Annotated in this window: 25 protein-coding genes; 21 read left to right on the top strand and 4 right to left on the bottom strand. The window is 64.3% G+C overall.

Going from position 1 to position 24,389, the window contains the following annotated elements; translation table 11 throughout:
* Positions 1-127: 127 nt before the first annotated feature.
* The 12 genes from JWS14_RS43335 (at position 128) to JWS14_RS43280 (ending at position 13,398) form a co-directional block, all read left to right on the top strand.
* Positions 128-1,453, top strand: a complete 1,326-nt coding sequence (locus JWS14_RS43335) for a CaiB/BaiF CoA transferase family protein (RefSeq protein ID WP_338051685.1) — start codon at positions 128-130, stop codon at positions 1,451-1,453.
* Complete coding sequence (locus JWS14_RS43330) at positions 1,453-2,628, top strand: CaiB/BaiF CoA transferase family protein (protein WP_206016517.1); 1,176 nt, start codon at positions 1,453-1,455, stop codon at positions 2,626-2,628. Before JWS14_RS43335 ends, JWS14_RS43330 begins: the two co-directional genes overlap by 1 nt.
* On the top strand, positions 2,621-3,802 hold the full coding sequence (locus tag JWS14_RS43325; protein ID WP_206016516.1) for a thiolase C-terminal domain-containing protein: 1,182 nt from the start codon (positions 2,621-2,623) through the stop codon (positions 3,800-3,802). Before JWS14_RS43330 ends, JWS14_RS43325 begins: the two co-directional genes overlap by 8 nt.
* A complete protein-coding gene (locus JWS14_RS43320) occupies positions 3,799-4,242 on the top strand; it encodes a Zn-ribbon domain-containing OB-fold protein (protein ID WP_206016515.1) in 444 nt (147 codons plus the stop codon). The genes JWS14_RS43325 and JWS14_RS43320 overlap by 4 nt, the downstream gene beginning before the upstream one ends.
* A gap of 1,219 nt (positions 4,243-5,461) precedes the next feature.
* Positions 5,462-5,908, top strand: a complete 447-nt coding sequence (locus JWS14_RS43315; RefSeq protein WP_206016514.1) for a Zn-ribbon domain-containing OB-fold protein — start codon at positions 5,462-5,464, stop codon at positions 5,906-5,908.
* Positions 5,905-7,047, top strand: coding sequence for a thiolase family protein (locus JWS14_RS43310; protein ID WP_206016513.1), 1,143 nt, complete (start codon positions 5,905-5,907; stop codon positions 7,045-7,047). The genes JWS14_RS43315 and JWS14_RS43310 overlap by 4 nt, the downstream gene beginning before the upstream one ends.
* 46 nt (positions 7,048-7,093) lie before the next feature.
* On the top strand, positions 7,094-8,386 hold the full coding sequence (locus JWS14_RS43305; protein WP_206016512.1) for an acyl-CoA dehydrogenase family protein: 1,293 nt from the start codon (positions 7,094-7,096) through the stop codon (positions 8,384-8,386).
* On the top strand, positions 8,383-9,471 hold the full coding sequence (locus JWS14_RS43300) for a phosphotransferase family protein (protein WP_206016511.1): 1,089 nt from the start codon (positions 8,383-8,385) through the stop codon (positions 9,469-9,471). The genes JWS14_RS43305 and JWS14_RS43300 overlap by 4 nt, the downstream gene beginning before the upstream one ends.
* A 37-nt stretch (positions 9,472-9,508) precedes the next feature.
* The gene (locus JWS14_RS43295) at positions 9,509-9,811 is read left to right on the top strand and encodes a hypothetical protein (protein ID WP_206016510.1); all 303 of its coding nucleotides are present in this window, start codon (positions 9,509-9,511) and stop codon (positions 9,809-9,811) included.
* Positions 9,812-9,822: 11 nt separating this feature from the next.
* Complete coding sequence (locus JWS14_RS43290; protein ID WP_206016509.1) at positions 9,823-11,319, top strand: class I adenylate-forming enzyme family protein; 1,497 nt, start codon at positions 9,823-9,825, stop codon at positions 11,317-11,319.
* On the top strand, positions 11,316-12,449 hold the full coding sequence (locus tag JWS14_RS43285; RefSeq protein WP_206016508.1) for an acyl-CoA dehydrogenase family protein: 1,134 nt from the start codon (positions 11,316-11,318) through the stop codon (positions 12,447-12,449). Before JWS14_RS43290 ends, JWS14_RS43285 begins: the two co-directional genes overlap by 4 nt.
* A gap of 52 nt (positions 12,450-12,501) precedes the next feature.
* Positions 12,502-13,398, top strand: coding sequence for a TIGR03619 family F420-dependent LLM class oxidoreductase (locus JWS14_RS43280; RefSeq protein ID WP_206016507.1), 897 nt, complete (start codon positions 12,502-12,504; stop codon positions 13,396-13,398).
* A 464-nt stretch (positions 13,399-13,862) separates the two neighbouring features.
* On the opposite strand, the gene JWS14_RS43275 is transcribed toward JWS14_RS43280, so the two are convergent.
* Positions 13,863-14,189 carry a hypothetical protein gene (locus tag JWS14_RS43275; protein WP_241031777.1) on the bottom strand — a complete coding sequence of 109 codons (327 nt, stop codon included), beginning with the start codon at positions 14,187-14,189 and terminating at the stop codon, positions 13,863-13,865.
* Positions 14,190-14,775: 586 nt separating this feature from the next.
* On the opposite strand from JWS14_RS43275, the gene JWS14_RS43270 reads away from it, so the two are divergent.
* Positions 14,776-15,372 carry a hypothetical protein gene (locus tag JWS14_RS43270; RefSeq protein ID WP_206016506.1) on the top strand — a complete coding sequence of 199 codons (597 nt, stop codon included), beginning with the start codon at positions 14,776-14,778 and terminating at the stop codon, positions 15,370-15,372.
* A gap of 6 nt (positions 15,373-15,378) precedes the next feature.
* Entirely contained in the window at positions 15,379-16,017 is a 639-nt protein-coding gene (locus JWS14_RS43265) for an RES family NAD+ phosphorylase (RefSeq protein ID WP_206016505.1), read from the top strand.
* 211 nt (positions 16,018-16,228) lie between these two features.
* Here JWS14_RS43265 and JWS14_RS43260 read toward each other — a convergent pair whose 3' ends face one another.
* Positions 16,229-16,429: a hypothetical protein gene (locus JWS14_RS43260; protein ID WP_206016504.1), complete on the bottom strand. Its 201-nt coding sequence runs from the start codon at positions 16,427-16,429 to the stop codon at positions 16,229-16,231.
* A 1,141-nt stretch (positions 16,430-17,570) separates the two neighbouring features.
* Here JWS14_RS43260 and JWS14_RS43255 point away from each other — a divergent pair.
* The 7 genes from JWS14_RS43255 (at position 17,571) to JWS14_RS43225 (ending at position 22,046) form a co-directional block, all read left to right on the top strand.
* Positions 17,571-17,711 carry a hypothetical protein gene (locus tag JWS14_RS43255; protein WP_016880491.1) on the top strand — a complete coding sequence of 47 codons (141 nt, stop codon included), beginning with the start codon at positions 17,571-17,573 and terminating at the stop codon, positions 17,709-17,711.
* Between the two features lie 159 nt (positions 17,712-17,870).
* The gene (locus JWS14_RS43250) at positions 17,871-18,143 is read left to right on the top strand and encodes a hypothetical protein (protein ID WP_206016503.1); all 273 of its coding nucleotides are present in this window, start codon (positions 17,871-17,873) and stop codon (positions 18,141-18,143) included.
* A gap of 815 nt (positions 18,144-18,958) precedes the next feature.
* Positions 18,959-19,147, top strand: coding sequence for a hypothetical protein (locus JWS14_RS43245; RefSeq protein WP_009476026.1), 189 nt, complete (start codon positions 18,959-18,961; stop codon positions 19,145-19,147).
* Between the two features lie 255 nt (positions 19,148-19,402).
* A complete protein-coding gene (locus JWS14_RS43240; protein ID WP_206016502.1) occupies positions 19,403-20,068 on the top strand; it encodes a ScbR family autoregulator-binding transcription factor in 666 nt (221 codons plus the stop codon).
* A 110-nt stretch (positions 20,069-20,178) separates the two neighbouring features.
* Positions 20,179-20,622, top strand: a complete 444-nt coding sequence (locus tag JWS14_RS43235) for a ribbon-helix-helix domain-containing protein (RefSeq protein ID WP_241031776.1) — start codon at positions 20,179-20,181, stop codon at positions 20,620-20,622.
* The gene (locus tag JWS14_RS50735) at positions 20,610-20,762 is read left to right on the top strand and encodes a helix-turn-helix domain-containing protein (RefSeq protein WP_241031775.1); all 153 of its coding nucleotides are present in this window, start codon (positions 20,610-20,612) and stop codon (positions 20,760-20,762) included. Before JWS14_RS43235 ends, JWS14_RS50735 begins: the two co-directional genes overlap by 13 nt.
* A gap of 501 nt (positions 20,763-21,263) precedes the next feature.
* Positions 21,264-22,046, top strand: a complete 783-nt coding sequence (locus JWS14_RS43225) for a TetR/AcrR family transcriptional regulator (RefSeq protein ID WP_206016501.1) — start codon at positions 21,264-21,266, stop codon at positions 22,044-22,046.
* 431 nt (positions 22,047-22,477) lie between these two features.
* Here JWS14_RS43225 and JWS14_RS52015 read toward each other — a convergent pair whose 3' ends face one another.
* A complete protein-coding gene (locus JWS14_RS52015; protein WP_420855177.1) occupies positions 22,478-22,714 on the bottom strand; it encodes a DUF3263 domain-containing protein in 237 nt (78 codons plus the stop codon).
* 446 nt (positions 22,715-23,160) lie between these two features.
* Positions 23,161-24,285: an NDMA-dependent alcohol dehydrogenase gene (locus JWS14_RS43215; protein ID WP_206016499.1), complete on the bottom strand. Its 1,125-nt coding sequence runs from the start codon at positions 24,283-24,285 to the stop codon at positions 23,161-23,163.
* Between the last annotated feature and the right edge of the window lie 104 nt (positions 24,286-24,389).

Here is a 24,389-nt window from a genome sequence, read left to right as displayed (position 1 = left end):
AAGCCTCTTGCCATATTTCCTCATGATAATTATGCTCGGTGCAGCGGGAGTGACCCGAGGCACACGAACTGCCGGTGAGTGAGCTGCCCGGCTGAAACCCCGACAACACGACGAGGATGGGAGGCACGTGGTGACGGCAGTAGAGCACTCGCGGCCAACGCAGACACACCTGGACAGTGGGCGCCTGCCCCAACAGCGCACGGGACCGCTTGCCGGTGTGCGGATCGCAGACTTCTGCTGGATGGGTGTCGGTGCTGTCGCCACCCGCCTGCTGGCAGATTTCGGCGCCGAGGTCATCAAGATCGAGGCACGTGATCGCCTGGACATGCCCAGGCGCTTGCCCATCTACAAGAACGAACTGCGTTCGTACGGAGACGAAGATCCGAATCCGGATCCGAACAAGGGCGGGCTGTTCAACAATTACAGCCGCAACAAGCTCGGCGTCACCGTCAACATGAAGACCGAACGCGGCCAGCAGTTGGTGCGCCAGCTCATCGCCGCCAGTTCGGTCGTGACAGAAAACTTCGCACCCGGTGTCATGGAGAAGTGGGGACTGACCTACGACGACCTGCGGGAGATCAATCCCGAGATCATCTTCGCGCGGATGAGCGGATTCGGGCACAGCGGGCCACACCACCGATTCAAGAGCTATGGCCCGGTGATCCAAGCGGTGTGCGGCCTGTCCTTCATCTCCGGTCTGCCGGACCGGGAGCCATCCGGCTGGGGACTGTCCTACATGGACAACCAAGCCGCCTACTACAATTCGGTGGCACTGTTGATGGCGATCATGCAGCGCACCGCCACCGGCAAGGGGCAGGAGATCGATGTTTCTGCCGTCGAGGCCGGCATCAATCTGATCGGCCCGGACCTGCTCGACGTGTCCGTGAACAAGGCCACCACCCGCAGACCCGGATACCCGAACGGAAACCGCCTGAACAACCCGCAGGCGGCCCCGCACGGCGTCTATCCAGCGGCGGGCGAGGACCAATGGCTCGCAATCGCGGTGTTCGACGACGCGGACTGGTCCCGGTTCGTCACAGCACTCGGCAATCCCGCATGGGCGTCATCACCGGAGTTCGCGGATCAATCCTCGCGCTTCGCCCACCACGACCAGCTCGACGAACACATCTCCCGCTGGTCCGCCAGTCGGCCCGCACACGAGTCCATGGAGTTGCTGCAGACTGCCGGTGTGGCGGCCGGCGCCGTACGGAACTCGCAGGACCTCTCCGAATCGGACCCCCAGATCGACCTACGCGGAACATTCTTCGAGTTGGATCACCCGGTCATCGGTACGGCGAAATTCGAAGGCTCACCCATGCAGTTTTCCCGCACCGTCCAGGACAATTGGCGCAGCGCACCACTACTCGGGGAAGACAATCGGTATGTGTTCGGGGACATCCTCGGACTCGGCGCGGATGAGATTGCGACGCTTACCGCAGAGGGCGTGATCTGATGGAACTCGCATACAGTGGACTCATCGTCGTCGAACTCGCCGACGATCCGGCCGGCGAATATACCGGTAAGCTCCTTGCCGATCAGGGCGCCGACGTCATCAAGGTCGAGCCCCCCGGTGGCGCGGCGAGCCGACATATCGGACCCTACGCGGGTGGTGCCGTCGATCCGGACAAGAGCCTGAACTTCTGGACGTACAACACCTCGAAGCGTTCGGTCACCGTGGATACCGATCGCGAGGAGGGACGCGCTGCACTTGCCGATCTCATCGCCGGCGCGGACATTCTTCTGACCACCGGCCGGCCGGTGGATCTCGAGGCGCAGGGATTGGACCTCGAACGGCTGTGCGCGGAGCAACCTCGGCTGATTGCACTGTCGGTCTCCCCGTTCGGATTGACCGGCCCGTGGGCGAATTACCGCAGCTCCGACCTGGTCGGTCTCGCGATGGGCGGGCTGCTCACCACGTGTGGGTACGACGATCATTCGATTCCGCCGATCCGTCCCGGCGGAAATCAGGGCTACATGACCGCCGCGAGCTTCGCGCTGTGCGGACTTCTTCTTGCACTCATCGAGCGCCAAAACACCGGACAGGGGCAATTGGTCGACGTGTCCATGCACGAATCGATCGCGGTCACGGGTGAGTTGGCAAACCCCTACTGGTTCTACCCGAAGGCGCTGGTGCAGAGGCAGACCTGCCGCCACGCCCAGCCGGAGCCGACGCAGCCGGCGTTGTTCCAGTGCGCGGACGGGGTGTGGGTGTACTTCGCTCTCATTCTCGCTGACCAGCATGCGTGGAAGGCACTGACCTCGTGGATGGAATCGGCCGGCGTCGCGGCGGACCTCGTCGACGACGAGTACCTGTCGCTGGCGTATCGGCAGGAGAATTTCTCGCACATCCAGGAACTGCTCGAGGTCTTCTTCCTCATTCAGGATTCGGGAACCGTCTACCGCGAGGGCCAGGGGCGCGGTCTGCCGATCGGACCTCTGCGGGCCCCGGAAGAGTTGTTCGACGACGAGCACCTCGCCGAACGCGGGTTCTTCGTCCCCGTCGAGATGCACGACGGCTCCAGTGCGCTCTTTCCCGGCACCCCGTACCGATTCTCCAGTGGTGACGGCGCGCCGACCCGTCCACCACGCCTCGGCGAGCACACGGAAGAGGTTCTGGCACATGACTGATCGATGGCAACGCGACGTCTGCGCAATCGCTGGGGTCGGGCAGAGCGCCTTCTCGAAGAACTCCGGTGTGAGCGTGACAGCTCTCGCGGCGGACGCGGCGCTCGCTGCGCTGGCAGACGCCGGCATAGACCCCGCCGATGTCGACGGCATCGTTCGCAACGACATGGACCTCGTGTCCTGCGCGGCTCTCGGCGATGCGATCGGCGCACGCAATCTGACCTACTACGGTGAGGCTGGTCCGGGTGGGTCGGGTCCCTGCGCGATGGTGGCACAGGCCGTCGCCGCGATCATGAGTGGACAGGCGGACACCGTGGTGGTCTTCCGCTCCCTCAACGGTCGCTCCGGCAACCGGTTCGGACTCTCCGCCGAGCTCGATCCCGTCATCGGCGGCGCCGAGTCGTTCACAGAGTTCTTCGGCCCGTACGGGTTGCTCTCCCCGGGCATGTTCTTTGCGCTCATCGCGCAGCAGTACATGAACGAGACCGGGCTGAAGTCCGAGCAACTCGCGAACATCGCACTTGTTGCGCGCAAGCACGCCAACAACAATCCGGCGGCGCAAATGCATCACCGTCCGATGACGTTGGATGACTACATGGACTCGCGCATGCTGTCCACACCGTTGCGCCTGTTCGACTATTGTCTCGAAACCGATGGTGCCGCGGCGGTTGTCGTCACCACGACCGAACGCGCGAAGGATCTGCGGCAACCCCCCGCGGTGATCCGTGCCGCAGCCATGGCGAGCGGGCCTCGCCCGCAACCGGGGCAGATGTATCCGGTACTGATGCGCGAGGATCCACTGTCGATGCCGTCGCGGCAGTGCGCGGAGACACTCTATGCGCGTGCAGGTCTCGGGCCCGAGGACGTCGATTCGGCGCAGCTCTACGACTGCTTCTCCATCACTGCGCTGCTGCAGATCGAAGATTACGGCTTCTGCGCCCGAGGGGAGGCCGGCGCCTTCATCGAATCCGGTGAACTCGAAGTCGGCGGGTCGATGCCGTTCAACACGAGTGGAGGTCATATGTCCGAGGGTTACATCCACGGAATGAACCATGTCGTCGAAGGTGTTCGGCAGATTCGCGGACAGTCGTCGAACCAGGTGCAGGGGGCGTCGGTGTCCCTCGTGACGTCGGCACCGCCGCCGTCCACCGCGGCGCTGATCCTGGTGTCGGCATGAGCGCCCGGCTGGCACCGCGGGTCGACGACCCGGCGAGTCGCGGTTTCTTCGAGTTGGCGGCGGAAGGGAAACTCGGAGTCCTCACCTGCACGGACTGCGGAGCCCGGGTCCATCTGCCCAGGCCCCGGTGTGTGGGATGCGGCGGAAACAATCTCGAATGGTCCGCAGTCGCGGGCCGCGGCCGGGCAAAGTCGTGGACCATCGTGGAACACCAGGTCCATCCGCTCTTTCCGGTGCCGTACACGGTGGTCCTGATCGACGTCCACGGCGAACAGAACGTCCGGATGATCGGCCATCTACCCGGCAGGGTGGACGTCGACGAGACCACCGAATTCGTCGTCGAATTCGAGGATCTCGGACCCGACCGTGAAGGCAACGCCAGGGTGCTTCCCAAATGGACCATCGCGAAGGAACGTGTGGGGGACGACCGCAGGATCTGACCGGGTCCAGGTCGCCCGCACAAAGGCGAGTTCGAGGCGCGTCTCCACCGCCACATGAAGGGTGGGTTTGCAATTGCCGACAGGAGTGGTCACCCGGCTGCCCTGGCAGTCCAGGCTATCTCGGAATACCGGGCAGCTGGGTGGACGGAAACCGTCATCGACCGCATGCATACCTAGCCGCAGTGAGGGAAAACTCGCAACTCCACTGGCCTGCCCAGGCCCGAATAGATGTGTTGAATACCATGAACCCTGCAGAATATCGCCAATGGCGTCAAAGGCGTCGCGCCGCGTGGATCGAAGTCAACCGCAAACGCATACATCCTGACAACGATGCGGAGCTCCTCATCGACTTCGCCAGGAGGTGGGCACCATACGGGGGCCCCGCCAGGGAGGAGATTCTTGTGAACTTCGGAATGACAACGCGCCGGTTCGTCGAGCGTTTGTGGCAGGTCATTCCCGAGTCGGACTGTGACCAGGAAGAGATACGCAGCTTAGCGAGCGCATACCCGCATCATCGGCGTCCGAGCGATTCCCAACCCATTCGGTAAGTCACTCGCCGTTGGTGTACGCGGATGGCCAGGCCACTGACGGCCCGACACATCCCAAGAACTTCCACAACGATTCGGAGTCAACAACATAGGCAGGAAATAGTTGCCGGCCGGGGAGCAGCTCGCTGCTCCCCGGCGTCACCCGATACCCGTCGGCGGCGAAGCCAGCATTGCGGTCACGATCGGGGCGTGGACGGCCGTTCGGGGTTGCCTGATCTCGGTTCGACCCTCGAGCTCGGCGATCCAGACCTGCTCGCGGCGCGAACGCTCCAGGATCACCGTCACTGCGCGCGTGGATGATCGGCCGACGAGGTGGATGGACGATCTTGCCGGCGCTCGGTCATCTCCGGCGTGGCCAAATTCGGAATGGTTCTCTGTACTTCCGCGGTGACGAGCCGAAGATACGTCTCGGGGCTCATTCTGCCGGTCCGTGACAGCCGGCCGGCCGCAGGGTTCCCTCCACTTCTCCTGGCCCGTGAAAACCGTATTGCGGAATTTCCTCATGATAATTATGCTCGGCGTATCGGGAGTGACGCGAGGCACAGGACTGGTCGGTGGCGAACTACCTGACCGCGACCCGAGCGAAGATATCGGAGGTACGTCGTGACTGCTGTCGAGCACATGCGATCGATCGGCGGGGGCCTCGAGGCACACGAGTCAGGAGTTCGAGAATGACGCCGACACAGGCTCTGTTGCCGGGTAAATCGATCGATAGCGAGGTGCTTCGGATCGATGACCGGGGTGTGGTTCTCCTCGGCGGGCGGTGCGGTGACTGTGGCACCGTCACCTTTCCGCTGCAGGATACGTGTCCGCGATGCAGCGCCTCCTCGATGGTCAGCGTCGAGCTTCCATCGGCCGGAACGTTGTGGTCCTACACCGTGCAGTCGTTCCGGCCGAAACGCCCGTTCCTCGGTCCGGATGACTTCGTCCCGTTCGGTGTCGGATATATCGACCTGGGTCCGGTCATCGTGGAGACCCGGCTGACGATCAATGACCCGGACCAACTCGAGATCGGCGATCCGATGACATTGACCACGATGGTCAACCACCGTGACGCCGACGGTTCCGAGGTCCTGACCTACGCGTTCGGCCCGAGCAGCACTGAGGAGACGAAATGAAGGTCGCGATCGTCGGAATAGGCATCCACCAATTCGGGCGGACCGAAGGTGTGAGCGGCCGCACTCAGGCCGTCCATGCTGCGCGACAGGCGCTCGAGGACGCCGGTGTCGAATGGTCCGACATTCAATTTGCCTACGGTGGCAGTGATTCCGCCGGAAACGCCGACACCCTCGTCTCCGAGCTCGGACTGACCGGCCTGCCGTTCATCAACGTCTCCAATGGTTGCGCCACCGGCGGCAGCGCGTTGACGTCCGCGGTGAACACGATCGCGTCGGGCAAGCACGACCTGGGGATCGCCATCGGATTCGACAAGCATCCCAAGGGCGCCTTCAACGCCGATCCCAAGGCGAATGGGCTGGGGCAGTGGTTCGGCGAGACGGGCATGATGGTGACCACCCAGTTCTTCGCGATGAAGATTCAGCGGTACATGGCCGAACACGGTATCAGCGAGCACACACTCGCACAGGTCGCGGTGAAGGCGTTCGGTAACGGGTCCTTGGCTCCCCATGCGTGGCGCCGGACTCCGATGACCGAGGAACAGGTCTTGTCGTCGACGATGGTCAGCCATCCGTTGACGCAGTTCATGTTCTGCTCTCCCGCAGAGGGGGCCGTGGCGCTGATTCTTGCGCGTGCCGATCAGGCGAAGAAGTACACCGATACCCCGGTATTCCTCGAGGCCGCGGAGCTGCGTTCACGTCAGTTCGGCTCGTTCGAGGTGTTCAGTCCGTGGGTCTCGACCGAACGCGCGGACGGCCCCACGGTGACAGCGGCGCGAGCGGCCTTCGAGGCTGCCGGCGTGGACCCGGCCGACATCGACGTCGCACAGATCCAGGACACCGAATCGGGGGCCGAAATCATGCATATGGCCGAGACCGGACTCTGCAAACACGGAGAGCAGCAGGCGCTGATCGCGGCGGGGGAGACCGCCATCGGCGGGCGGATCCCGATCAACACCGACGGCGGCTGCATCGCCAACGGTGAACCGATCGGCGCGACCGGGCTTCGGCAGGTGTACGAGAACGTGGTGCAGTTGCGCGGCGCTGCCGGCGCCCGGCAGGTGCCGGGTGATCCGAAGCTGGCCTTCAGCCACGTCTACGGAGCACCGGGCATCAGCGCGTGCACCGTGTTGTCCCGGTAGTCCTCTTCGAACTTTCTTCTTTCACTACGTATTCTAGGAGCATGCGATGAGCTGGGACTTTGAAACCGATCCCGAATTCCAGGCCCAGTTGGAGTGGGTGGAGGACTTCGTTAGCACCGAGGTCGAACCCCTCGACCGTCTGATCGAGCACGCCTGGGACGTAACGGATCCGAAGCGTAACGAGCTCATCCGCCCGCTGCAGCAGCAGGTACGTGAGCGGAACCTGTGGGCCTGCCATCTCACGCCCGATCTCGGCGGACGAGGCTACGGACAGCTCAAGCTTGCCCTTCTCAACGAGATCCTCGGGCGAACCCACAGTGGTCCGGTGGTGTTCGGCTGCCAGGCCCCGGACTCGGGCAACGCGGAGGTGCTGGCGCACTTCGGCAGCGCCGATCTCAAGAAGCGCTACATGGAGCCGCTGATCGACGGTGACATCATGTCGGCCTACTCGATGACCGAGCCGGCCGGTGGCTCCGACCCGACCGGATTCATCACGCGTGCGGTACGTGACGGCGACGAGTACGTCATCAACGGAGAGAAGTGGTTCTCTTCACACGCGCGGTTCGCGACGTTCCTCATCGTCATGGCGGTCACCGACCCCGAAGGGGCCCCTCACAAGCGAGCATCCATGTTCCTCGTACCGATCGACACCCCGGGTGTGGAGATCGTCCGCAACGTCGGGGTGTCCGGCCATGAGGACCATGAGGCCACTCACGCCTACATGCGGTACACGGACGTGCGGATTCCCGCGGGCAACCGCCTCGGGGACGAGGGCCAGGGCTTCGAGGTCGCGCAAACCCGGCTCGGAGGAGGCCGTATCCACCACGCGATGCGGACCGTCGGTCTAGTGAAGGCATCGTTGGACATGATGCTCGAGCGCGCGGTGTCCCGCCATACACGCGGCCAGCGGCTGGCAGACCTGCAAATGGTGCAGGCAATGATCGCCGAATCGTGGATTCAGCTCCAGCAGTTCCGGCTTCTGGTGCTGCAGACCGCGTGGAAGATTGACAAGTACAACGACTACAAGCGAGTCCTGGTCGACATCTCGGCGGTCAAGGCCGCGATGCCCAAGGTTCTCCTCGACGTGACCTCACGCGCGGCCCAGATCCACGGATCACTGGGCATTTCGACGGAATTGCCGTTCGGGCGCTGGATCATGGAGAGCTACCACATGGGGCTCGCCGACGGTGCCACCGAGTTGCACCTGCAGACCGTGGCAAAGCAATTGCTGCGCACCGCAACCCCGGCTCCGGGACTGTTTCCGACCCGTCATCTTCCTGCCCTGGAGGCGGCGGCTCAGGAAAAGTATGCGCATCTCGATCTGGCAACACTGCCATGAGCACCGAGGTCAACGACGATCAGGCCGAGCTCGCACCGGTTCGTGCCGGTGAGATGCTCGACTGGGACCGGCTCGAAAGCTATCTCCGCGAGCAGCTCCCGGACCTCGAGGCCGACTTCTCGGTTCTCCAGTTCCCCCGCGGATCAGCGAACCTGACTTATCAGGTCACGTTCGGTGATCGGCAACTGGTGGTCCGCCGACCACCCTTCGGCACGATCGCCGCCGGCGCCCACGACATGGCCCGCGAGTACAAGGTTCTCTCACAGCTGCACACAGAGTTTCCCCGTGCGCCACGCGCTCTCCTGCACTGTGCCGACCAGTCGGTCATCGGCGCGGAGTTCTTCGTCAACGAGTACCGCGAGGGCATCGTCGTCTGGGACCGGGTACCTGACTCGATGTCCGGCTTCGACAACGCCGGCGAACGTATCGGCCTGGCAGTGATCGATGCCCTGGCCGACTTGCACGCGGTGGATCCGGGGAAGGCGGGGCTGTCCGACCTGGGCCGGCCCGGCGGCTACCTCGACCGGCAGCTCCGCGGTTGGCAAAGGCGCTGGGCAGCTGTGGAACCGGAGGTGGACTCTCCGGAGACCGCGGCCGTCATGCGGGAAGTCGCCGTCCGGCTCGTGAAGGGCCAGCCGCGAAGCCAGCGCAGTGGGATCGTGCACAACGACTACAAGATCGACAACTGCCAATTCAGGCCGGGTGACCCGGACCGCGTCACGGCGGTGTTCGATTGGGACATGGCGACCACCGGGGACACGCTGTCGGACCTGGGTACGTTGTTGAACTACTGGCCGGACAGCACCCTCGATCCCGACTCGGATGCGGCGTTCATCGCGGTTCCGGGGATGCACGGACTCGGCCTGCCGCCCCGTGCCGCTGTCATCGACCGATACGGGCGGAGCAGCAGTCTCGATCTGTCCGACATCGCCTGGTACGAGGCACTCGGATGCTGGAAGACGGCGGTGATTCTCCAACAGCTCTACGCCCGCTACGTTCGAGGCCAGACCACCGACGCCCGGATGGGGGAGCGTGGCGCACTGATTCCGCCACTCGCTCGTCGCGCCCTCGGGTTGCTGTCCTGATATCGAAGTCCGCGATGAAATCACTGAGGAGTAGGTAATGAAAACTGGTGCCAAAATGCGCAGCGCGGTCTGCAGCACCGAAGTCATGGTCATCCGCGCCGGCAGCGGAGACATCACCCTGCGCTGCGGTGGTGTACCGATGCTGGCACCGGACGAGTCGAAAGAAGGTCTCGGCGCCCCTGCGGCCGGCTTCGATGCGGGCACCGTGCTGGGTAAAAGATACATCGACACGGAGTCCGGCGTGGAAGTCCTGTGCGTCAAGCCGGGTGCCGGCTCCGTATCGGCCGATGACCGGCCACTCGAGTTGTCGGTGCCCAAGGCCCTTCCCTCCTCGGACTGATGGGTACGACCATGAATCTTTCGATGCTGTTGGAAATGGCCGCAGACGCGGACGGTGACCGAATCGCCGTCGGTACCCGACGCGACGGACTGTCCTACCGCGAACTGCTCGAACTGAGCCGTGGTTACGGCTCCCAGATCGGCAGGCTCGACGCGCAGGCGTTGGCGTATCTCGACCTGAACTCGCCGACGTGCATTGCGCTGCTGTTCGGGTGCAGCTACGCAGGTGTGCCGTTCGCCCCCATCAACTACCGTTGGACCGACCAGCAGGTCGGCCGCGCGCTCGAACGACTCGCGCCGGTCGCGGTGGTCGCCGGCGCCGACTTCACCGCCCGAGTCGAGTCCAGCGACAGCGTGAGCCTGCTCGATCTGAATACACCGGACGCCGCCGCCGACGACGCCGTCGCGGCGCGCAGCGAACACTCACCAGCGGTGCTGCTCTTCACCAGCGGTACCAGTGGTGATCCGAAAGCCGCAGTTCTGCGAAGCAGCAATCTCGTGCCGTACGTGGTCAGTACAGTCGAGTTCTTCAATGCGGGCCCCGAGGAAGCGATCCTGGTGTCGGTCCCGCCCTACCACATTGCCTCCGTGAGTTCGGCGCTCACGTCGGTGTACTCCGGACGTCGTATCGTCCAGCTTCCCGCGTTCCACCCGGAATCCTGGGTGAATCTCGCTGCGGACGAGGCCATCACGCACGCCATGGTGGTTCCGACGATGCTGGGCCGGATCCTCGATGTGCTCGAACAGCGTGGCCAGCGGCTCGACGCGCTGCGACATCTGTCATACGGGGGTGGCCGGATGCCGGTGGAGACCGTCGAGCGCGCTCTCGCACTGCTACCCGGAGTAGATCTGGTCAACGCCTACGGACTCACCGAGACCAGCTCGACCATCGCGGTCCTGGGGCCCGAAGATCATCGGATCGCTGCGGCCAGTAACGACCCTTCGATTCGCGCACGGCTCGGCTCGGTGGGCCGTCCGATCCCCTCTATCGAACTCGAGGTGCGGTCCGACGATGGATCAGCGCTACCAGCCGGTGCGGCGGGTGAAGTCTGGGTGCGCGGCGAACAGGTCTCGGGGGAGTACCTTTCGCACTCGGCAGTGGGGGAGGATGGATGGTACCCCACCCGCGATCATGGGCATCTCGACGCCGACGGTTACCTGTTCCTACACGGCCGCGCTGACGATGTGATCGTCCGCGGGGGTGAGAACATCGCGCCGGCGGAGATCGAGGATTGCTTGCGTAGCCATAAAGCTGTGGCCGACGTCGCCGTGGTCGGTGTGCCGGACGCGGAGTGGGGCGAGCGCGTCGACGCTGTGGTCGTGCTCGCTGCCGGCAAAACCGCAGGCATCGAGGAACTGCAGGAACTGGTCCGCGTGACCCTGCGCTCGACCCGGGTTCCCGCCCAGATCCACTATCGGAACGAGTTGCCCTACAACGAGCTCGGCAAGCTGTTGCGTCGTCAGGTTCGCACCGAGCTGGCCGCACTGCTCAAAGGAGCGACGGCATGATCCTCGAACACTCCGAATTCACCGAAGATCGGATACTGCTGCGCGAATCGATCATCGCGATGGTCCGCAAGGTCAATCCACCCGAGAATCTCCTCGAACGGGCCGAGACGGCGTCGGCCGGTGGCACCGATACGGAGCTGTGGTCGGCACTCAGTGGAGATTTCGCGGCGCCTGCCCTGGCCGTTCCCGAGGCTCTGGGCGGGGTGGGGGCGACCTTCGCGGAGGCCGCTGTGGTCCTCGAGGAACTCGGAGCGGCGTTGGCCACTGTGCCCTACCTAACTACCGTCGTCGCGACGGAAGTTCTTCTCGCTGCAGCCGGTTGCGACATCTCGGACAAGTGGGTTCCCCGGCTTGCCGCGGGAGAGGCCACCGCCACCGTGATCTTCGATCCGGTCCTCATCGGTGACCACGCATACGCCGAACAGTCCGCTCCCTTCACTGCACAACGGACGCCCGACGCATACACCCTGTCGGGAACAGACGAGTTCGTGATCGACGGAGCAACAGCAGATCTCATCCTGATACCGGTCCGGGACGCCTCGGGGTGCACCCTCTTCGCCGTCGAAGGCAAACACCTGCGGCGGGACGCCATGCATACACTCGATCCCACGCGGCCGCTGGCCGTGATCACGGCCGAAAATGCACCGGCCGAGTTGATCGGTACTGTCGGCGACGCCGGACAGCTGCTCGCCCGTGCCCGCGATCTCGCGTTGCTGGCAATCGGATGCGAACAGCTGGGACAGTCGAAGACCGTCCTGAATATGGCTGTCGAGTACGCACGTGAACGCATACAGTTCGGAAGGCCCATTGGTTCCTTCCAAGCGATCAAGCACAAGCTCGCCGAGGTGGCGGTCGCCGTGCAGAGCGCCGAGTCTGCAGTCGAGCACGGTATCTGGGCGACCGCGAAGGGCACCGCCGACGAACTGTCGCGCGCGGCCGCGATGGTGGCAATGGCATGCGCTCCCGCAGCAGTTCTCGCTGCGGGCGAGTGTATTCAGGTCCACGGCGGTATCGGATTCACCTGGGAGCACCCTGCTCATCTCTATTATCGGCGGGCGCTGAGCAGTGCGGGGTTGTTGGGCACGCCGCAGCATCATGCCGAGCGCCTTCTCGAACTCGCACTGAGTTGACGCATGGGAGAGGAACGCCCAGATGCCTCGGGAGATCACGAAAGGAAGGCCAGTGACGTCACTTGGATTGTCCGCGTTCGGCCTGACAGGACGCGACCTGTTGGAGTTGGCGATATCAGCGGACCAACTGGGATTCGATGCGCTATGGCTCGGTGAACACATCTTCCATCCGATCGGGTACGGAAGTGATCATCCGACCGACGGGACGCAGGCGCACAGTCACCATGCCGGCCCGATCGTGGACACCGACACCGAACTGACCGACCCCTGGGCGGTGCATGCGGCGATCGCGGCCTCGACGACACGGATCCGACTGGGTACCGCCGTGTACCTGGCCCCACTTCGCCATCCGTTGCTCACCGCGCGCACCACCATCACCGTTCAGGAACTGAGCGGGGGCCGAGTGTTACTCGGCGTCGGTGCCGGATGGTTGGAGGAAGAGTTCACTGCACTCGGAGTGCCCTACAGGACCCGGATGTCGCGAACAGAGGAGTGCATCGAGGTGCTGAGGGCGGCGTGGTCCGGGCAACCGTTCGTGCACAATGGCAAACACTTCGACATCGGCTCGGTACAGATGCATTCGCGAAAGGTGGACATCCCCGTCATCCTGGGAGGAAACGGACCCAAGGCACTGGACCGTGCAGCGAGGCTCGGAGACGGATGGTTCACGTCAGGCACGCCCTCGTTCGAGGGATCGCTGGAACTGGTCACCGAGATTGCACGGTGCCGTGAAAGGTACGGTAAAACAGGCGAATTCGATTGTTTCGTTCGTGTCGACGCAACGAGTGCGACCCAGCTACAGCGGTACCACGATCACGGCATGACCAACCTGGTCGTGTGGGCGGACACGATCTGGAAGGGCGCCACCATCGAAGAGCGGCGCGCTAATCTGGCGAAGGCAGCCGACGATCTGGGCGTTCGGCCGGCCGCTCGCAATGCCGTGGGGTAAATCAGGCGTCTGAACATTTGTTCGGCACCGTGGACCTCACAATTGAGGAGCTGGCGGAGCTGCTCGAACGCCAAATACCTCCCCGTGACCCGGATGCTGCGCCCCACGGACGGTGCCTTTCACGTTCGTCGATCGGCGCAGTGTGATTCCCGCCCACTCAGGGCAGGATGAGACCGTGGGCGATCGAACAGCAGTAGACCTCGCGCGTGAACTGGCATACGTTCGCGACTGTTTCCGCACGCCGGAGGGCGAGGATTCCACATCCCGACGACCACGTTCGACCAGGCTCTCCATGAGCTGAACAGTGTCGAACTATCACCATGTGATCCCACGTGATTTCCGGTGGTGCGGCACCCCGAGGCCTGTTGGTCGCGATGGTGTCACCCTTGGTCAGGGACGGTGGTGCCGGGGTGGTGTGGGTCAGGCAGGATGATGACCGCAAATGTGTGGGCCGAGTTCTCGGTTCACAGGTGCGCGAGCATGGGGAACAGGGCGATCGCGGAGACGGTGATCCCCGCGGCGCCGGCAACGACACCCAGCAGGGCCCGCAACGATGCCGCCTCGTCGTCGGCTACCGCGGACCGCGAGGTGGCGACGGCGCCGCAGACCACCGCGGCCACCCCCAAGAGGAAGCCGAGTCCGATCATCCAGAACGACGCCACGGACAGCGCCCCGAGGGCGATCGACACGGCGGGCAACCGTGAACCGTGCTGTTTCCGTCTCTCGTTGTCGTTGAGGGAGGAACGCATGTGGTGGCCGGCACCGGGGCTGTGGGGGACGGTAGCGGTCATGATCCTCCTTCTCACGGTTGACGAGTCGGGTCGACGGGGCAAATAGGTTTGGCGGGACTGGAAGCGTCTTCAAGAACTGTTCGGGCGCAACGGGGGCGGTTTTGTCGAAGCCGTTTCGGTGGTCGATGGTTGCGACTCGGTCGAGGGTCTGTCGCTTGTGACGTAGACCCAACCGAATTTAGCACTCATGCCGTGTGAGTGCTAACTCTTTTTGCTAACTAATTTCACGACTCCGCCAGCGCTGAGTAGGTGCAGGACTCCAGATGCGGCGTCGGAGTCAGGATGGGCCGGCTGGCCGTGGGCATTCGCCCAGGCCCCGAGTGGTGGACGGCGCCGACTCGGTTATCGAGCGAAGGTGTTGAGTGTTGTTGTGTCCGGGGAGCCGAGGCGGTTCCCCGCGATGTCGGTCAGTGCGAACGCCGATCCATGTCGGCACGTCAGGGCGGGGCCCATGTCCGCATGTTGCGGACCGGTTGAGGGGCTGTCGCAGTATCGGCGAGAGGGCATCCGTGTCGAGTCCGTCCGGCTTGTCTATCGCGACACGGGTGGTACGCGGTACGCTTTTGGCACAATGGAGGTGGTGGACATGCTCGTCGACCGAGATCGGGCCCGCGACTCGATCCATGCCCTGTCGGATCCGGACCTCGTGGAGCTGTTGGTTGAGGAGTTCTCCCGTCGGCCGGCCCTGCGTCCCGTCCGTGACGATGTGACGGCGTTGCTGTCGATGAGCCCCGCGCTGGCACGTCAGCAGGAGCGTGCGGTTGCCAACCCGGCCGCCGCGGCGGTGGCCCGCACGCGGATCGTCGCGTCCGTGCTGAACTCGATCGTCGAGCAGCACGAGATGCTCGACTCCACCGCCGTCAGCCGTGTCCTGGGGAAGGCGGCCACCAGCCGCAACACCGCCAGCCGCCTGTCGGCGGCCGGCACGGTGATCGCGCTGCCGGTGTCGGGGCACAAGCTGTACCCGGCGTTCCAGTTCGACGCCGAACGTCGGCAGGTCCGCCCGATCGTCGCCGAGATCAACCGGGCCCTCGGCGCGAAGGCCGACCCGTGGGGGGTGGCGTCCTGGTGGCTCAGCCCGACCGACTTCGCCGACGACCCACGATCCCCGGCCGCGTTGGCCGTCGACGGTGGGCATGAGCAGGATCTGCGGGACATGGCCGACGACCTGACGCAGGACTGAACCCGCGTGAGTTACCCGGATCCGCCCACCCCGTTGCCTGCTGCCCTGATCACCACGATCCCCGCCGATACCTCGCTGTGGCGCATCCACAGCGCCATCCGCGGCGCCGGGGAGTTGAACCCCACCGCCCGGCCGAGGGCCCGGGTCGGGGGCCGGTTCGACAGTCTCGACGGCTCCTACGCGTACCTGTACCTCGGTGACAGTCCGGCCGCGGCGGTCGCCGAGACGCTCTGCCGCAACCTGCCGGTCGACCAGTCCCCGCGCCTGATCCCGCGGGCGACGATCGCCGGCCGGGTCCTCAGCGAAGTGCGGACCACCCGCACGGTGAAGGTCGTGGATCTGACCGGGACCGGGGCCTCGCGGATCAATGCCGGCGCCTGGTTGTCCAAGTGCGACCCCTCCGGTTATCTGCACACCCGAAGGTGGGTCGCCGCGATCCTCGCCGCGAACCCCGATGTCGATGGCGTGCAATACCGGCCGCGGCACGACGAGAACACCCTCGCCTGGATGCTGGCCGACGACCCGGCCGCGCACACTCACCCCGCCGTCACCGCCGTCGGGGGTGTGATCGCGCTCGACTCCGCCGACGGACGCTACCTGTTGGGTGCGATTCTCACCCCGCACAATGCCGCGCTCGGACCCTGATCCAGCCCGGGCCGGCAGACAGCGGCACACCGATCTTGCGACAGCGTTGGAGCTGATTCGGGGCGGAGCGAAAGTGAGGTAGAGGCCGGTGACGCGGCCGCGTCAAAGAAGTACCTTCGAGTCGGGTTGTGCTGAGCGGATGCCTCGTTGGTGCCGATAGTAAAGGATCGTCGCATGTGTGATCGCCGGGCGGTGGGCGATCGCCGGGTGGTCAGTGCCGGTCGTTCTTGTCGACCCAGTAGGTGAAGGTGTACCGGCTGAACCCGGGCGAATCGGTGGTCAGGATCGTCTGCAGGGACAGATCGGACCAGGCGCGGACGCCCTGGGCCCGCAACTGTGCGACCGCCTCTTTCTCCGCGTCGTCACGGGCCGCGCCGGCCGGCAACTCCAGTGACATTCGTTCGATTCCCACCGGCAACACACTATGGCAGCGATCTGTGCGCACGTTCCTCGCCCGCCCCCGCAGAACGGCATACACGCTGCGCCATCGTGTGGGGATGTCAGTCGTGGGACTGGTTGTCGGTGTCAGCTCTGCAACGTGACAACCCGCAACGGGCCGACTAAGACTGATGGACAACAGGGTTCGTGTACGAGTGGGAAGCGGTCTGCCGAGTTCAGGTTTCGTCGGTGGTCTGCGTCATGCCCTCTCGGTAGAAAGGCGGGGGAGGATGGATGCACCGAAGTAGGCGAACGAGATGACAGGCGGGGGTCACTCCCTCGAGGGGTCGCCGCGTCGGAGGTGCCCGTGAGGGCGGCGTCCCGTCGGTTGATGTGTTGTGGCGCAGCCAAGCGCAGCCCCCGCCAACGATGTTTATCAGCTGGCAGGGGCGCTACACGGACAACCTGCACGTAGTAACGAGCAGCGCATGAATGATCTTCGTGAGCCGGAGCCTGGAAGTCCATAGAGTGTGATCCAGGCCTCCATTGCGCTATTTTCGCACCCTTGAATTACCGACCAGTAAGTGCGATTTCAAGCCTGCCTACGCTGGGTGCGACCGGTGGCAGTCTCTCGGTGGCGGGTCGGCGCGAGCCGACCACGGGGGTGGTACTGCCGGACCTGATGAGTTCTGCTTCGCCACAACAGTGCCGGCGGATTTCGGATCGAATGATCGAGCGGCAAGCTTGTATGATCCACTGGTTGTTGTGTGCTGCAGCGTATCCGGACGTATCCGTAGCTGTCTGTGCAATCGAGTATGTGCGGCGAACCGCTCACTTGCCGTTGACGCTGACGACCAACGGTCTAGTCGGTTCCCTTCAGGTGGGCTGATCAGCAAACCTCGCACGATTTGTGCTGTTGTCGCGAAATGCTTGGTCAGGCATGGTTCGGATGCCGATCGTGTGATGTAGAACACAGCTGAATTTGTGGGAGAAGTCTGGTGCTCGGGGGCGTTCGGTTGCAACCCTAGGCTGAGACCCAAAGCCTCCAGACCTAATTTCGGGTATGGGTGTAGGTATTTCGGCCAATGTGCAGGTGTCGACGTCGGTCCAAAGTGGCTGGTACGCGTCATCGACGTGACAGTCGAGAATTATCTGCACGTGAGAGAAGAGTTGTCATGGCACGGATTACCGAGAACCTGGGCGCGAGTCTGCTGAATACGTTGCGGGTCGGTGTGGTTGGCACTGTTCTATACGCCGGGCTGATCATGGGCGTGGTTGTGGTGGCGGTGTGGAAGTTCCCGATGCCTGGCGTGTAGGCCCGCGGCGCCTGGTGGTCCTGCGCCGATGTCGGCGAGTGAAACACTCGGTGGCAGTTCGGCGATAGAGCTGACAGGGCGTGTTTGTGCCCGTGGCTTCGCGTGGCCCGTGATCAACGCGCGGCACCCGTGACGGGTCCTGTTGCTGTGGAAGGGACGATGATGTTCGGGACGGGCGTAGGTCTCATGGTTGGTCTGCTGGTGGTGACGCTTTTGGTGGTGCCCGTCTCGTTGGGTGTGGCGGCGCGAGCGGACGCGAAGGTCCGCCGCCTTGCGGAGTCCCCGGCGTCCCATCCGAATCCGGTGGGTTCGGTCGGCGTCGCGGATGTGGACGAGCGGTGGCGGCAGCTGGCGACGCGGGCGTGGTTGATCTGCGGCGCCGCCTCGCTGGTCGCAGTAGCGGTCGTGGGTGTCCTGATCTGTGTCGGGTGAAGCCGACGACGTAAGCCGGGAGTGCGTGTGGTGGTTTCGCGGCTGTCGGCGCGGGGCGGGCTGAGCCCTCGACCTGCGAACCCGCAGCTGAAAGATCAACGAAGCTGAAACCATCTCGGCCGCTGTGACATATGCGCCAGAGGCCCCCTCGATGCGGGCACGCCCAGGTGAGCCGAAGCGGCCCGGTCGGAGTGTAGTCCGCTCCGGCCGGGCCTCGCCGGGACATGCAACCGGTACCCGCCGCGTGAATCCTGACCGCGCTCCTCACGCAGTGCGCGTCCGGGAGACGCGCTCCGGTCGAGAAGCGCGGTTCCGCGTTGGTGTACCGGGGTGGTCAGCGTCGCTGATGTCTCCTCGGATGTGCTACGGGTGGAAATAGCGACCGGATCCACGGAGCTCGGCGGAACAGTGCGCCAAGCCCTGCTAGCCAGTACAGGTTTGGCTGGCGCCGTATTGTTTTGGTGACCTGCTCCGTCGTGTTCCGGTGCGAGGAAATGGTAGATCCGCCGCCCACCCCAACCGGCGCAATGTGACACAGGCCACATGACTTTCTCGGTGGCCCGTACGTCGGCCGGCGGCCGTCGGTGCAGGCTCGCCGATTCAAATACATGCATTCGAGTACGGGCCTTTGTTCTGCCAGGGCGGATTCGGTGCCTGACCGATCGACTCGCCTGGTGCCGAACTCTGCCCGCCCGGGCAATGAGAGATCGTCGGCGTGTGGTGCGCAGCGCCCGGTGGCGGGTGCGGGTGTTCGAGGTCGGACTGGCCGGTCTGTTACTCGGGTAAGTGCGGTGTGTTGCGGTTGAATGCGTGCCATGGGGTCGTCGGCGGGTGAGCAGCTGTGGCAGACGTTGTCCGATTCCGGGTTGGCATTGGTGTGCGTCCGCGGGCCGCAGCGCCGATGGGCGGATTTGCTCTTACCTGGGGATGAATCGGTGGGGGAGCTGACCTGGCTGGCCCGGGACGCCGACGAGATCGCCGAGCAGTACCGCGACCACCGATAGCGACACACCCGAGCCGCGATGGCGCTGGAGCTGACCGGGCGGCGCCCACCGAAGAAGCGGCACCGTGGTCTGTTTTCGTGTGAGCGGGTGTCGGCGGCTGTGCAGGTGGACGCGGGTTTCCCGGAGGTACGGCGCGCCGGTGCCGGTGGTAGCGTCGCGCAGGCTGCATGGGGTGCGATCGAAAGTCCCCGGGGCGACGTCGCTCCCAAACTTGACCAAGGGCTGCAGCGGCGAAGGGCACGGAAGGTGCGGTACATGGTGCAACAGCAACGGGCGGCGGTGACCCGGGCGCAGATCGTCCGCGGGGCAGCGGAAATGTTCGACAAGTCCGGGTTCGAGGGCGCCAGTCTCGTCGAGATCCTCGAGGCGGCGGGCATGACGAAGGGGGCGTTGTATTTTCATTTCCGGTCCAAGGAGGATTTGGCCCGGCACATCATTGCCGAGCAGCACCGGATCTCCATCTCCGCGGTGCAGGCGATCGCCGCGCAGGAGGTGTCGGCGATCGAGCAGATCGTGATGCTCTGCCACGAGATGGCCCGGCAGATCGTGCAGGATCCGATCGTGCGGGCCGGGATCCGCATCACCCTCGAGCTCAGCGCCGACGACCGTGGCCCCGCGGGCCCGTACTTGGATTGGATCGCCGCCTGTCAAGGGTTGGCGGCGCGTGCGGTCGCCGAGGGCGACCTTGTCGAGACCATCGACCCGCCGACGTTCGCGCGGTTCGTCATCGGCGCGTTCACCGGGGTCCAGACCGTGTCTCAGGTCCTGACCCATCGCACCGATCTCGAGCAGCGGGTCGACGAGATGTGGGGGTTCCTGTTGCCGGGGATCATGCCGACCACCCGGCATCCCGGCATGATGCGGATCCGGGCGGCCCGCACCGACGTTTCGGTCACCGGATCGCCTCGCAGTCGGGGTTAGTCCCGCTCAGCGTGCCGACACGACCTGTACATGCTCGCCGCAGACCGATAAGTGCGCCATCCGCACGACGCGGCGACCGCGATCGGCGCAACGGCGGGATGAGTACGCCGGTGACCGGACCTGCTCCAGCGCGCACCGACCTGATCCCGGAAACCCTCGGCCCGCGCACGAACGTGCACTTCGACGACGACCTGCGCGGCCAGCTCGACGCCCTCGCCGGTCGGCTGGACTCCGACCGCGCCGAACTCATGCGGTTGGCCGCCCGCCAGCTCCTGGCGAACCCGCGAGACCTCGAGAAGGCGGTGACGGAGGAGATCTACCGTGGGGACGCCATCCGGGACCTGCTGATCGCCCGGAACACCCGTCGGCAGACCGCGGCCGCAAACCAGGCCACCCACCCGCCTGCCGCTAGGAGGGTGCCGAGTCCGCAGGGGAACCCGTTCGGGAAACGGCATGTCTTCCGGCTCGATGAGGACACCAAACGCCGCCTGGAGGAGTTGGCGGACGAGTACGCGGATCTTCTCGGGGTGAGCCGGCCGACGTGCGCCGGTTGATCGATGTGGGGGAGTTGCCGGGGGAGAAGGTCGGCACCCGGCACCGGTTGTTGTTGCGGGATGTGCTCGAGTATCAGCAGCAGCGCCGGGCTCGTCAGGACGAGGCGCTCGCGCAGCCCGCGGTTCCGATCGACGACTAGGACGATCCGGCGGGGGTCGCGGAGCAGTTGAAGATCGCGCGGAAGGCGGTCGCGGAGCGGCGACGAGCCCGCAGCGGCAGCAGGTAGGTTCCGACCGGGTGGGCGATAGACTGTCCCGGATGTTCGCGGCGGTGCTCGACACGTGTCCTCTGGCCGAGCCCGCAACCCGCTCAGTGTCTGGGTTTAACACCGACACAGCCTGAAGGTCGAACCGGATTGAAGGCCGGCCGCGCACGAGACGTGTGGAAGTCCTCAGCTTGGCGGGTTAGAACCTGGGCCCGCGCCCTTGACTTCTGTTGGAAGCATCGGCCCGACCCGCGGCCCCGGGATCCGAGATGCTCGGCCAACCTCAACGCGGCCCCAGCCGGCATGGCTCGGACCGGGCGAGTTAATGCACGAGGCAGCCCATAGTCACCTCGCTGGCCCGCCGATCCGGCACAGCGTGTGAGTGTCTCCTGGTTCAGGGGAAGCCTGTTCTTGTCAATCAACTATAATTGACTCGTGGCGAATCCAAATGAGCCGAACGGCCATCAAGTCCGATCCGAGCGCTCGACGCGCCTGCTCATCCGTGCGGCCGGCGATCTCGTGGTCGAGTGCGGTTATCAGATGATGACATTGGCCGCTGTTGGTGAACGGGCCGGTTATAGCCGGAGTCTCGCGACGGCCAGATTTGGATCGAAGCCCAAACTCCTCGAAGTGCTCGTTGACGAGATTGAAGAGCACTGGAGTCTCGATACGGAGTTGTCGGACACGGACGGGCTGCACGGGCTTGAGACTCTACGGGTCCTACTCACAAAAATCCGGGATGCCTATGAACGCGACCCATGGTCACTGGCGGTTATGTACGCCCTGATGTTCGAGGCGCTCAGGCCGGTCCCGGACCTACGCGCGAGGTTCGAAAATTTCCACCGCGATTTCCGGTCTCAACTTGCATCGATTATCAGGACCGGAATCGAGGACGGTTCGATCGAGCCGGGAGTAGACCCTGAGCAGCAAGCAACGGCGATCATCGCGCACCTGCGCGGAGTCGGTTACTTGTGGCAGCTCGATCCTGAGGGCACCGACCCGATCGCCTTACTCACGCTTTTCATTGAGCAGTGCATGCAGCATCTCGGCCGCGGTCGTCGACGGAAGACACCGTCGAGCACAGGGCAGCGGAAGACACCGTCGAGCGCAGGACAGCGGAAGACACCGTCGAGCGCAGGACAGCGGAAGACACCGTCGAGCGCAGGACAGCGGAAGACACCGTCGAGCGCAGGACAGCGGAAAAACCGTCCAGCGTAGGAGGTCGGGGATGGCGCACTGATTAAACTGGTCACGACGGAGTGGCCTTCCCTCGGAGCGGCTGCGTCGCCTCCTGGATATTGGGCTCGGCTTTCTCGGGTGCCTGTCAATAGCCGCCCAGCCAGCCAGCGAGACGGCCAATACTCGGTCCACGTTGCTTGTCAACGGGGGTATTGGCCCTGAAGAATTTGGTCAGCGTGCCGACGTACCGGGCGCATGCATCGGTTCCTCCGTAGACGATCGACCGAGGCCGTCCAAGCCCGAGCCCGGTCCAGGTCCGTAAATGCACCACATCTGGTAGCGGTGGCGCAGGCCGGTGCGCCTTTTCAAAGGGCAAGCTCGTCGGAACGCCCCGTCGAGATCACCTCGGAACCGCGCACCGGACACCCGTGACCGAGGTCGCCTGACGACCCTCGATCCACAGCATTTGGTTATCTCTCGTCGCCAGGGTGACCCGCCTCGTCGTGATGTCGGGCTCGTTCGGTGTCGAGGCGGCTGGCGCAGATCGCATTGAGTTCTGAGATCACACTCATATCGAGATCTGTGGGGCTTCGGAGAATCCTGAGCAGTCGCATGAAGTACTGCATGGGGGAGAGGCCGAAGTTTACGTAGATTTCCTCGTTGGAACCACCGCCGTATTGTTGCCATTGGAGCGCGAAACTGAGCATTCGCGTCTTTTCGGTGGGTCGAACGTTGTTCGTGCCGGGCATATTGTGTGTTCTCCCTACGTGGCCGGTGGGGTTCGTCCGATACGAGAACTAGACGGACGGTGCTGCTTTCGGCCCCGGTTGTTCGGCGACGAACCGGCGGCCACATACTGTCGGCCCCAGTGTTAGGTGTGGATAACGGATTAGTGCGCTCAGGAGCGCTTGCGATAGACGATCCTCCAGGGTTCTCGATCGTGATGGTGCGGCGATAGCGCAGCGCCTCGTGTCGCGATCGAGAGGCCACCCACTGCGAGTCCGAGGACGAAGAGCGCACTGATCAAGTCTTCGCTGGACAGAAATTATGGCAGACCAGCGCTCCACTCAGGGATGAGATCCTAGCGCGGGCTGGACCACATGTCCGTTCGCATGGTCGAGGTGCTCCCTCGATGAGAGTGCGTATCGCACGTCTACTGAGCGAAGTGGATGACGCCGCGGATGTTGCGCCCGCGACGCATGTCGTCGAAGCCTTGATTGATCTGGTCGAGGGTATAGGTGGCGGTGACCAGATCGTCGAGGATGAGCTTGCCGGCGCGGTACATGTCCAACAGCATCGGCATCGCCTGGCGCGGCGACTTCATGCCATACAGGGCGCCCTGGATGCGCTTCTGCGGCAGTGCCAGAGCGTTAGCGTTGAGACCTGGGATGACCGCCTCCTCGGATTCGCGGCCAATGCCCGTCACTACCAGGGTGCCGGCTTTGCGGACGGCCTCGTAACTCTCGCCGAGAAGGGCGTTGGTCACCACGCCCGGACAGAGAATCACGACATCCGCGCCCTGGCCGTTGGTCAGGTGCAAGATGCGCTCCATCGAGGCGGTGATGGAGTCATGTGACTCGGTCGCACCAAACTCGAGGGCCCATCGCTTCTTCTGCGCAACGGGATCCGCGGCGATAATGTGTGCTGCGCCGGCCGCGCTCGCGCCCTGAACCGCGTTCATTCCGATGCCACCGACTCCGACGACGAGAACCGTGTCGCCCGGCCTCACGGCACCCGCCTCCGAAGCGGATCCGAAACCGGTTTGGACACCACATGCCACAAGGCAGGCGATCTCGAGTGCAATATCCTTCTCGATCTTGATCACGGACTGCTGGTCGAAGACCTGGAACTCGGCAAAGGTGCCGAGTAACCCTGCCGTTCCGATGTCCCGGCCGTCGGAGGTGTGCATGCGGAAGGTTCCATCGAGCTGATGTCCCTGCATGATGAGCGCCCCACGATCGCACAGATTCTGCATTCCGCCGGCGCACCAACGGCATTGGCCGCACGCCGGGATGAAGGATGTCAGCACGTGGTCGCCGATCTCGAGCCCCTTCACTTCCGGTCCCAGTTCCCTGACGATGCCGGCACCCTCGTGTCCTGCCACGATCGGCAGATGAGTGGCCGGCATATCGCCCGTAGCGATGTGGTCGTCGCTGTGACACAAGCCGGTCGCCACCATTTCGACGAGGATCTCGCCTTCTTGCGGAGCATCGAGCAATACCTCCTCGACACTCCATGAGCCGGGTGATTCGTGCAGAACGGCTGCGCGTGTCCTCATAAGCTTGAGCCTCCCGTGGGCGTAGATGGACGGCGGCTGGGACTCCCATTCGCGCGTCGATATTGCTCGGAGCCAGCGGCACTGGCGAGATGCCGCCTACCCCA

It is taken from the genome of Rhodococcus koreensis, from assembly GCF_017068375.1.
GTDB lineage: Bacteria > Actinomycetota > Actinomycetes > Mycobacteriales > Mycobacteriaceae > Rhodococcus_F > Rhodococcus_F koreensis.
Note: the sequence above shows the minus strand (reverse complement) of the source record. Positions and strands in the feature narration are given on the sequence as shown.

Bases quoted from the DNA above. Each gene is read 5' to 3' on its own strand.
- JWS14_RS43330 (WP_206016517.1), top strand. From the start codon at position 1,453: ATGGAACTCGCATACAGTGGACTCATCGTCGTCGAACTCGCCGACGAT.
- JWS14_RS43325 (WP_206016516.1), top strand. From the start codon at position 2,621: ATGACTGATCGATGGCAACGCGACGTCTGCGCAATCGCTGGGGTCGGG.
- JWS14_RS43320 (WP_206016515.1), top strand. From the start codon at position 3,799: ATGAGCGCCCGGCTGGCACCGCGGGTCGACGACCCGGCGAGTCGCGGT.
- JWS14_RS43315 (WP_206016514.1), top strand. From the start codon at position 5,462: ATGACGCCGACACAGGCTCTGTTGCCGGGTAAATCGATCGATAGCGAG.
- JWS14_RS43310 (WP_206016513.1), top strand. From the start codon at position 5,905: ATGAAGGTCGCGATCGTCGGAATAGGCATCCACCAATTCGGGCGGACC.
- JWS14_RS43305 (WP_206016512.1), top strand. From the start codon at position 7,094: ATGAGCTGGGACTTTGAAACCGATCCCGAATTCCAGGCCCAGTTGGAG.
- JWS14_RS43300 (WP_206016511.1), top strand. From the start codon at position 8,383: ATGAGCACCGAGGTCAACGACGATCAGGCCGAGCTCGCACCGGTTCGT.
- JWS14_RS43295 (WP_206016510.1), top strand. From the start codon at position 9,509: ATGAAAACTGGTGCCAAAATGCGCAGCGCGGTCTGCAGCACCGAAGTC.
- JWS14_RS43290 (WP_206016509.1), top strand. From the start codon at position 9,823: ATGAATCTTTCGATGCTGTTGGAAATGGCCGCAGACGCGGACGGTGAC.
- JWS14_RS43285 (WP_206016508.1), top strand. From the start codon at position 11,316: ATGATCCTCGAACACTCCGAATTCACCGAAGATCGGATACTGCTGCGC.
- JWS14_RS43275 (WP_241031777.1), bottom strand. From the start codon at position 14,189: ATGACCGCTACCGTCCCCCACAGCCCCGGTGCCGGCCACCACATGCGT.
- JWS14_RS43270 (WP_206016506.1), top strand. From the start codon at position 14,776: ATGCTCGTCGACCGAGATCGGGCCCGCGACTCGATCCATGCCCTGTCG.
- JWS14_RS43255 (WP_016880491.1), top strand. From the start codon at position 17,571: ATGGCACGGATTACCGAGAACCTGGGCGCGAGTCTGCTGAATACGTTG.
- JWS14_RS43250 (WP_206016503.1), top strand. From the start codon at position 17,871: ATGATGTTCGGGACGGGCGTAGGTCTCATGGTTGGTCTGCTGGTGGTG.
- JWS14_RS43245 (WP_009476026.1), top strand. From the start codon at position 18,959: ATGGGGTCGTCGGCGGGTGAGCAGCTGTGGCAGACGTTGTCCGATTCC.
- JWS14_RS43240 (WP_206016502.1), top strand. From the start codon at position 19,403: ATGGTGCAACAGCAACGGGCGGCGGTGACCCGGGCGCAGATCGTCCGC.
- JWS14_RS52015 (WP_420855177.1), bottom strand. From the start codon at position 22,714: ATGCTCAGTTTCGCGCTCCAATGGCAACAATACGGCGGTGGTTCCAAC.
- JWS14_RS43215 (WP_206016499.1), bottom strand. From the start codon at position 24,285: ATGAGGACACGCGCAGCCGTTCTGCACGAATCACCCGGCTCATGGAGT.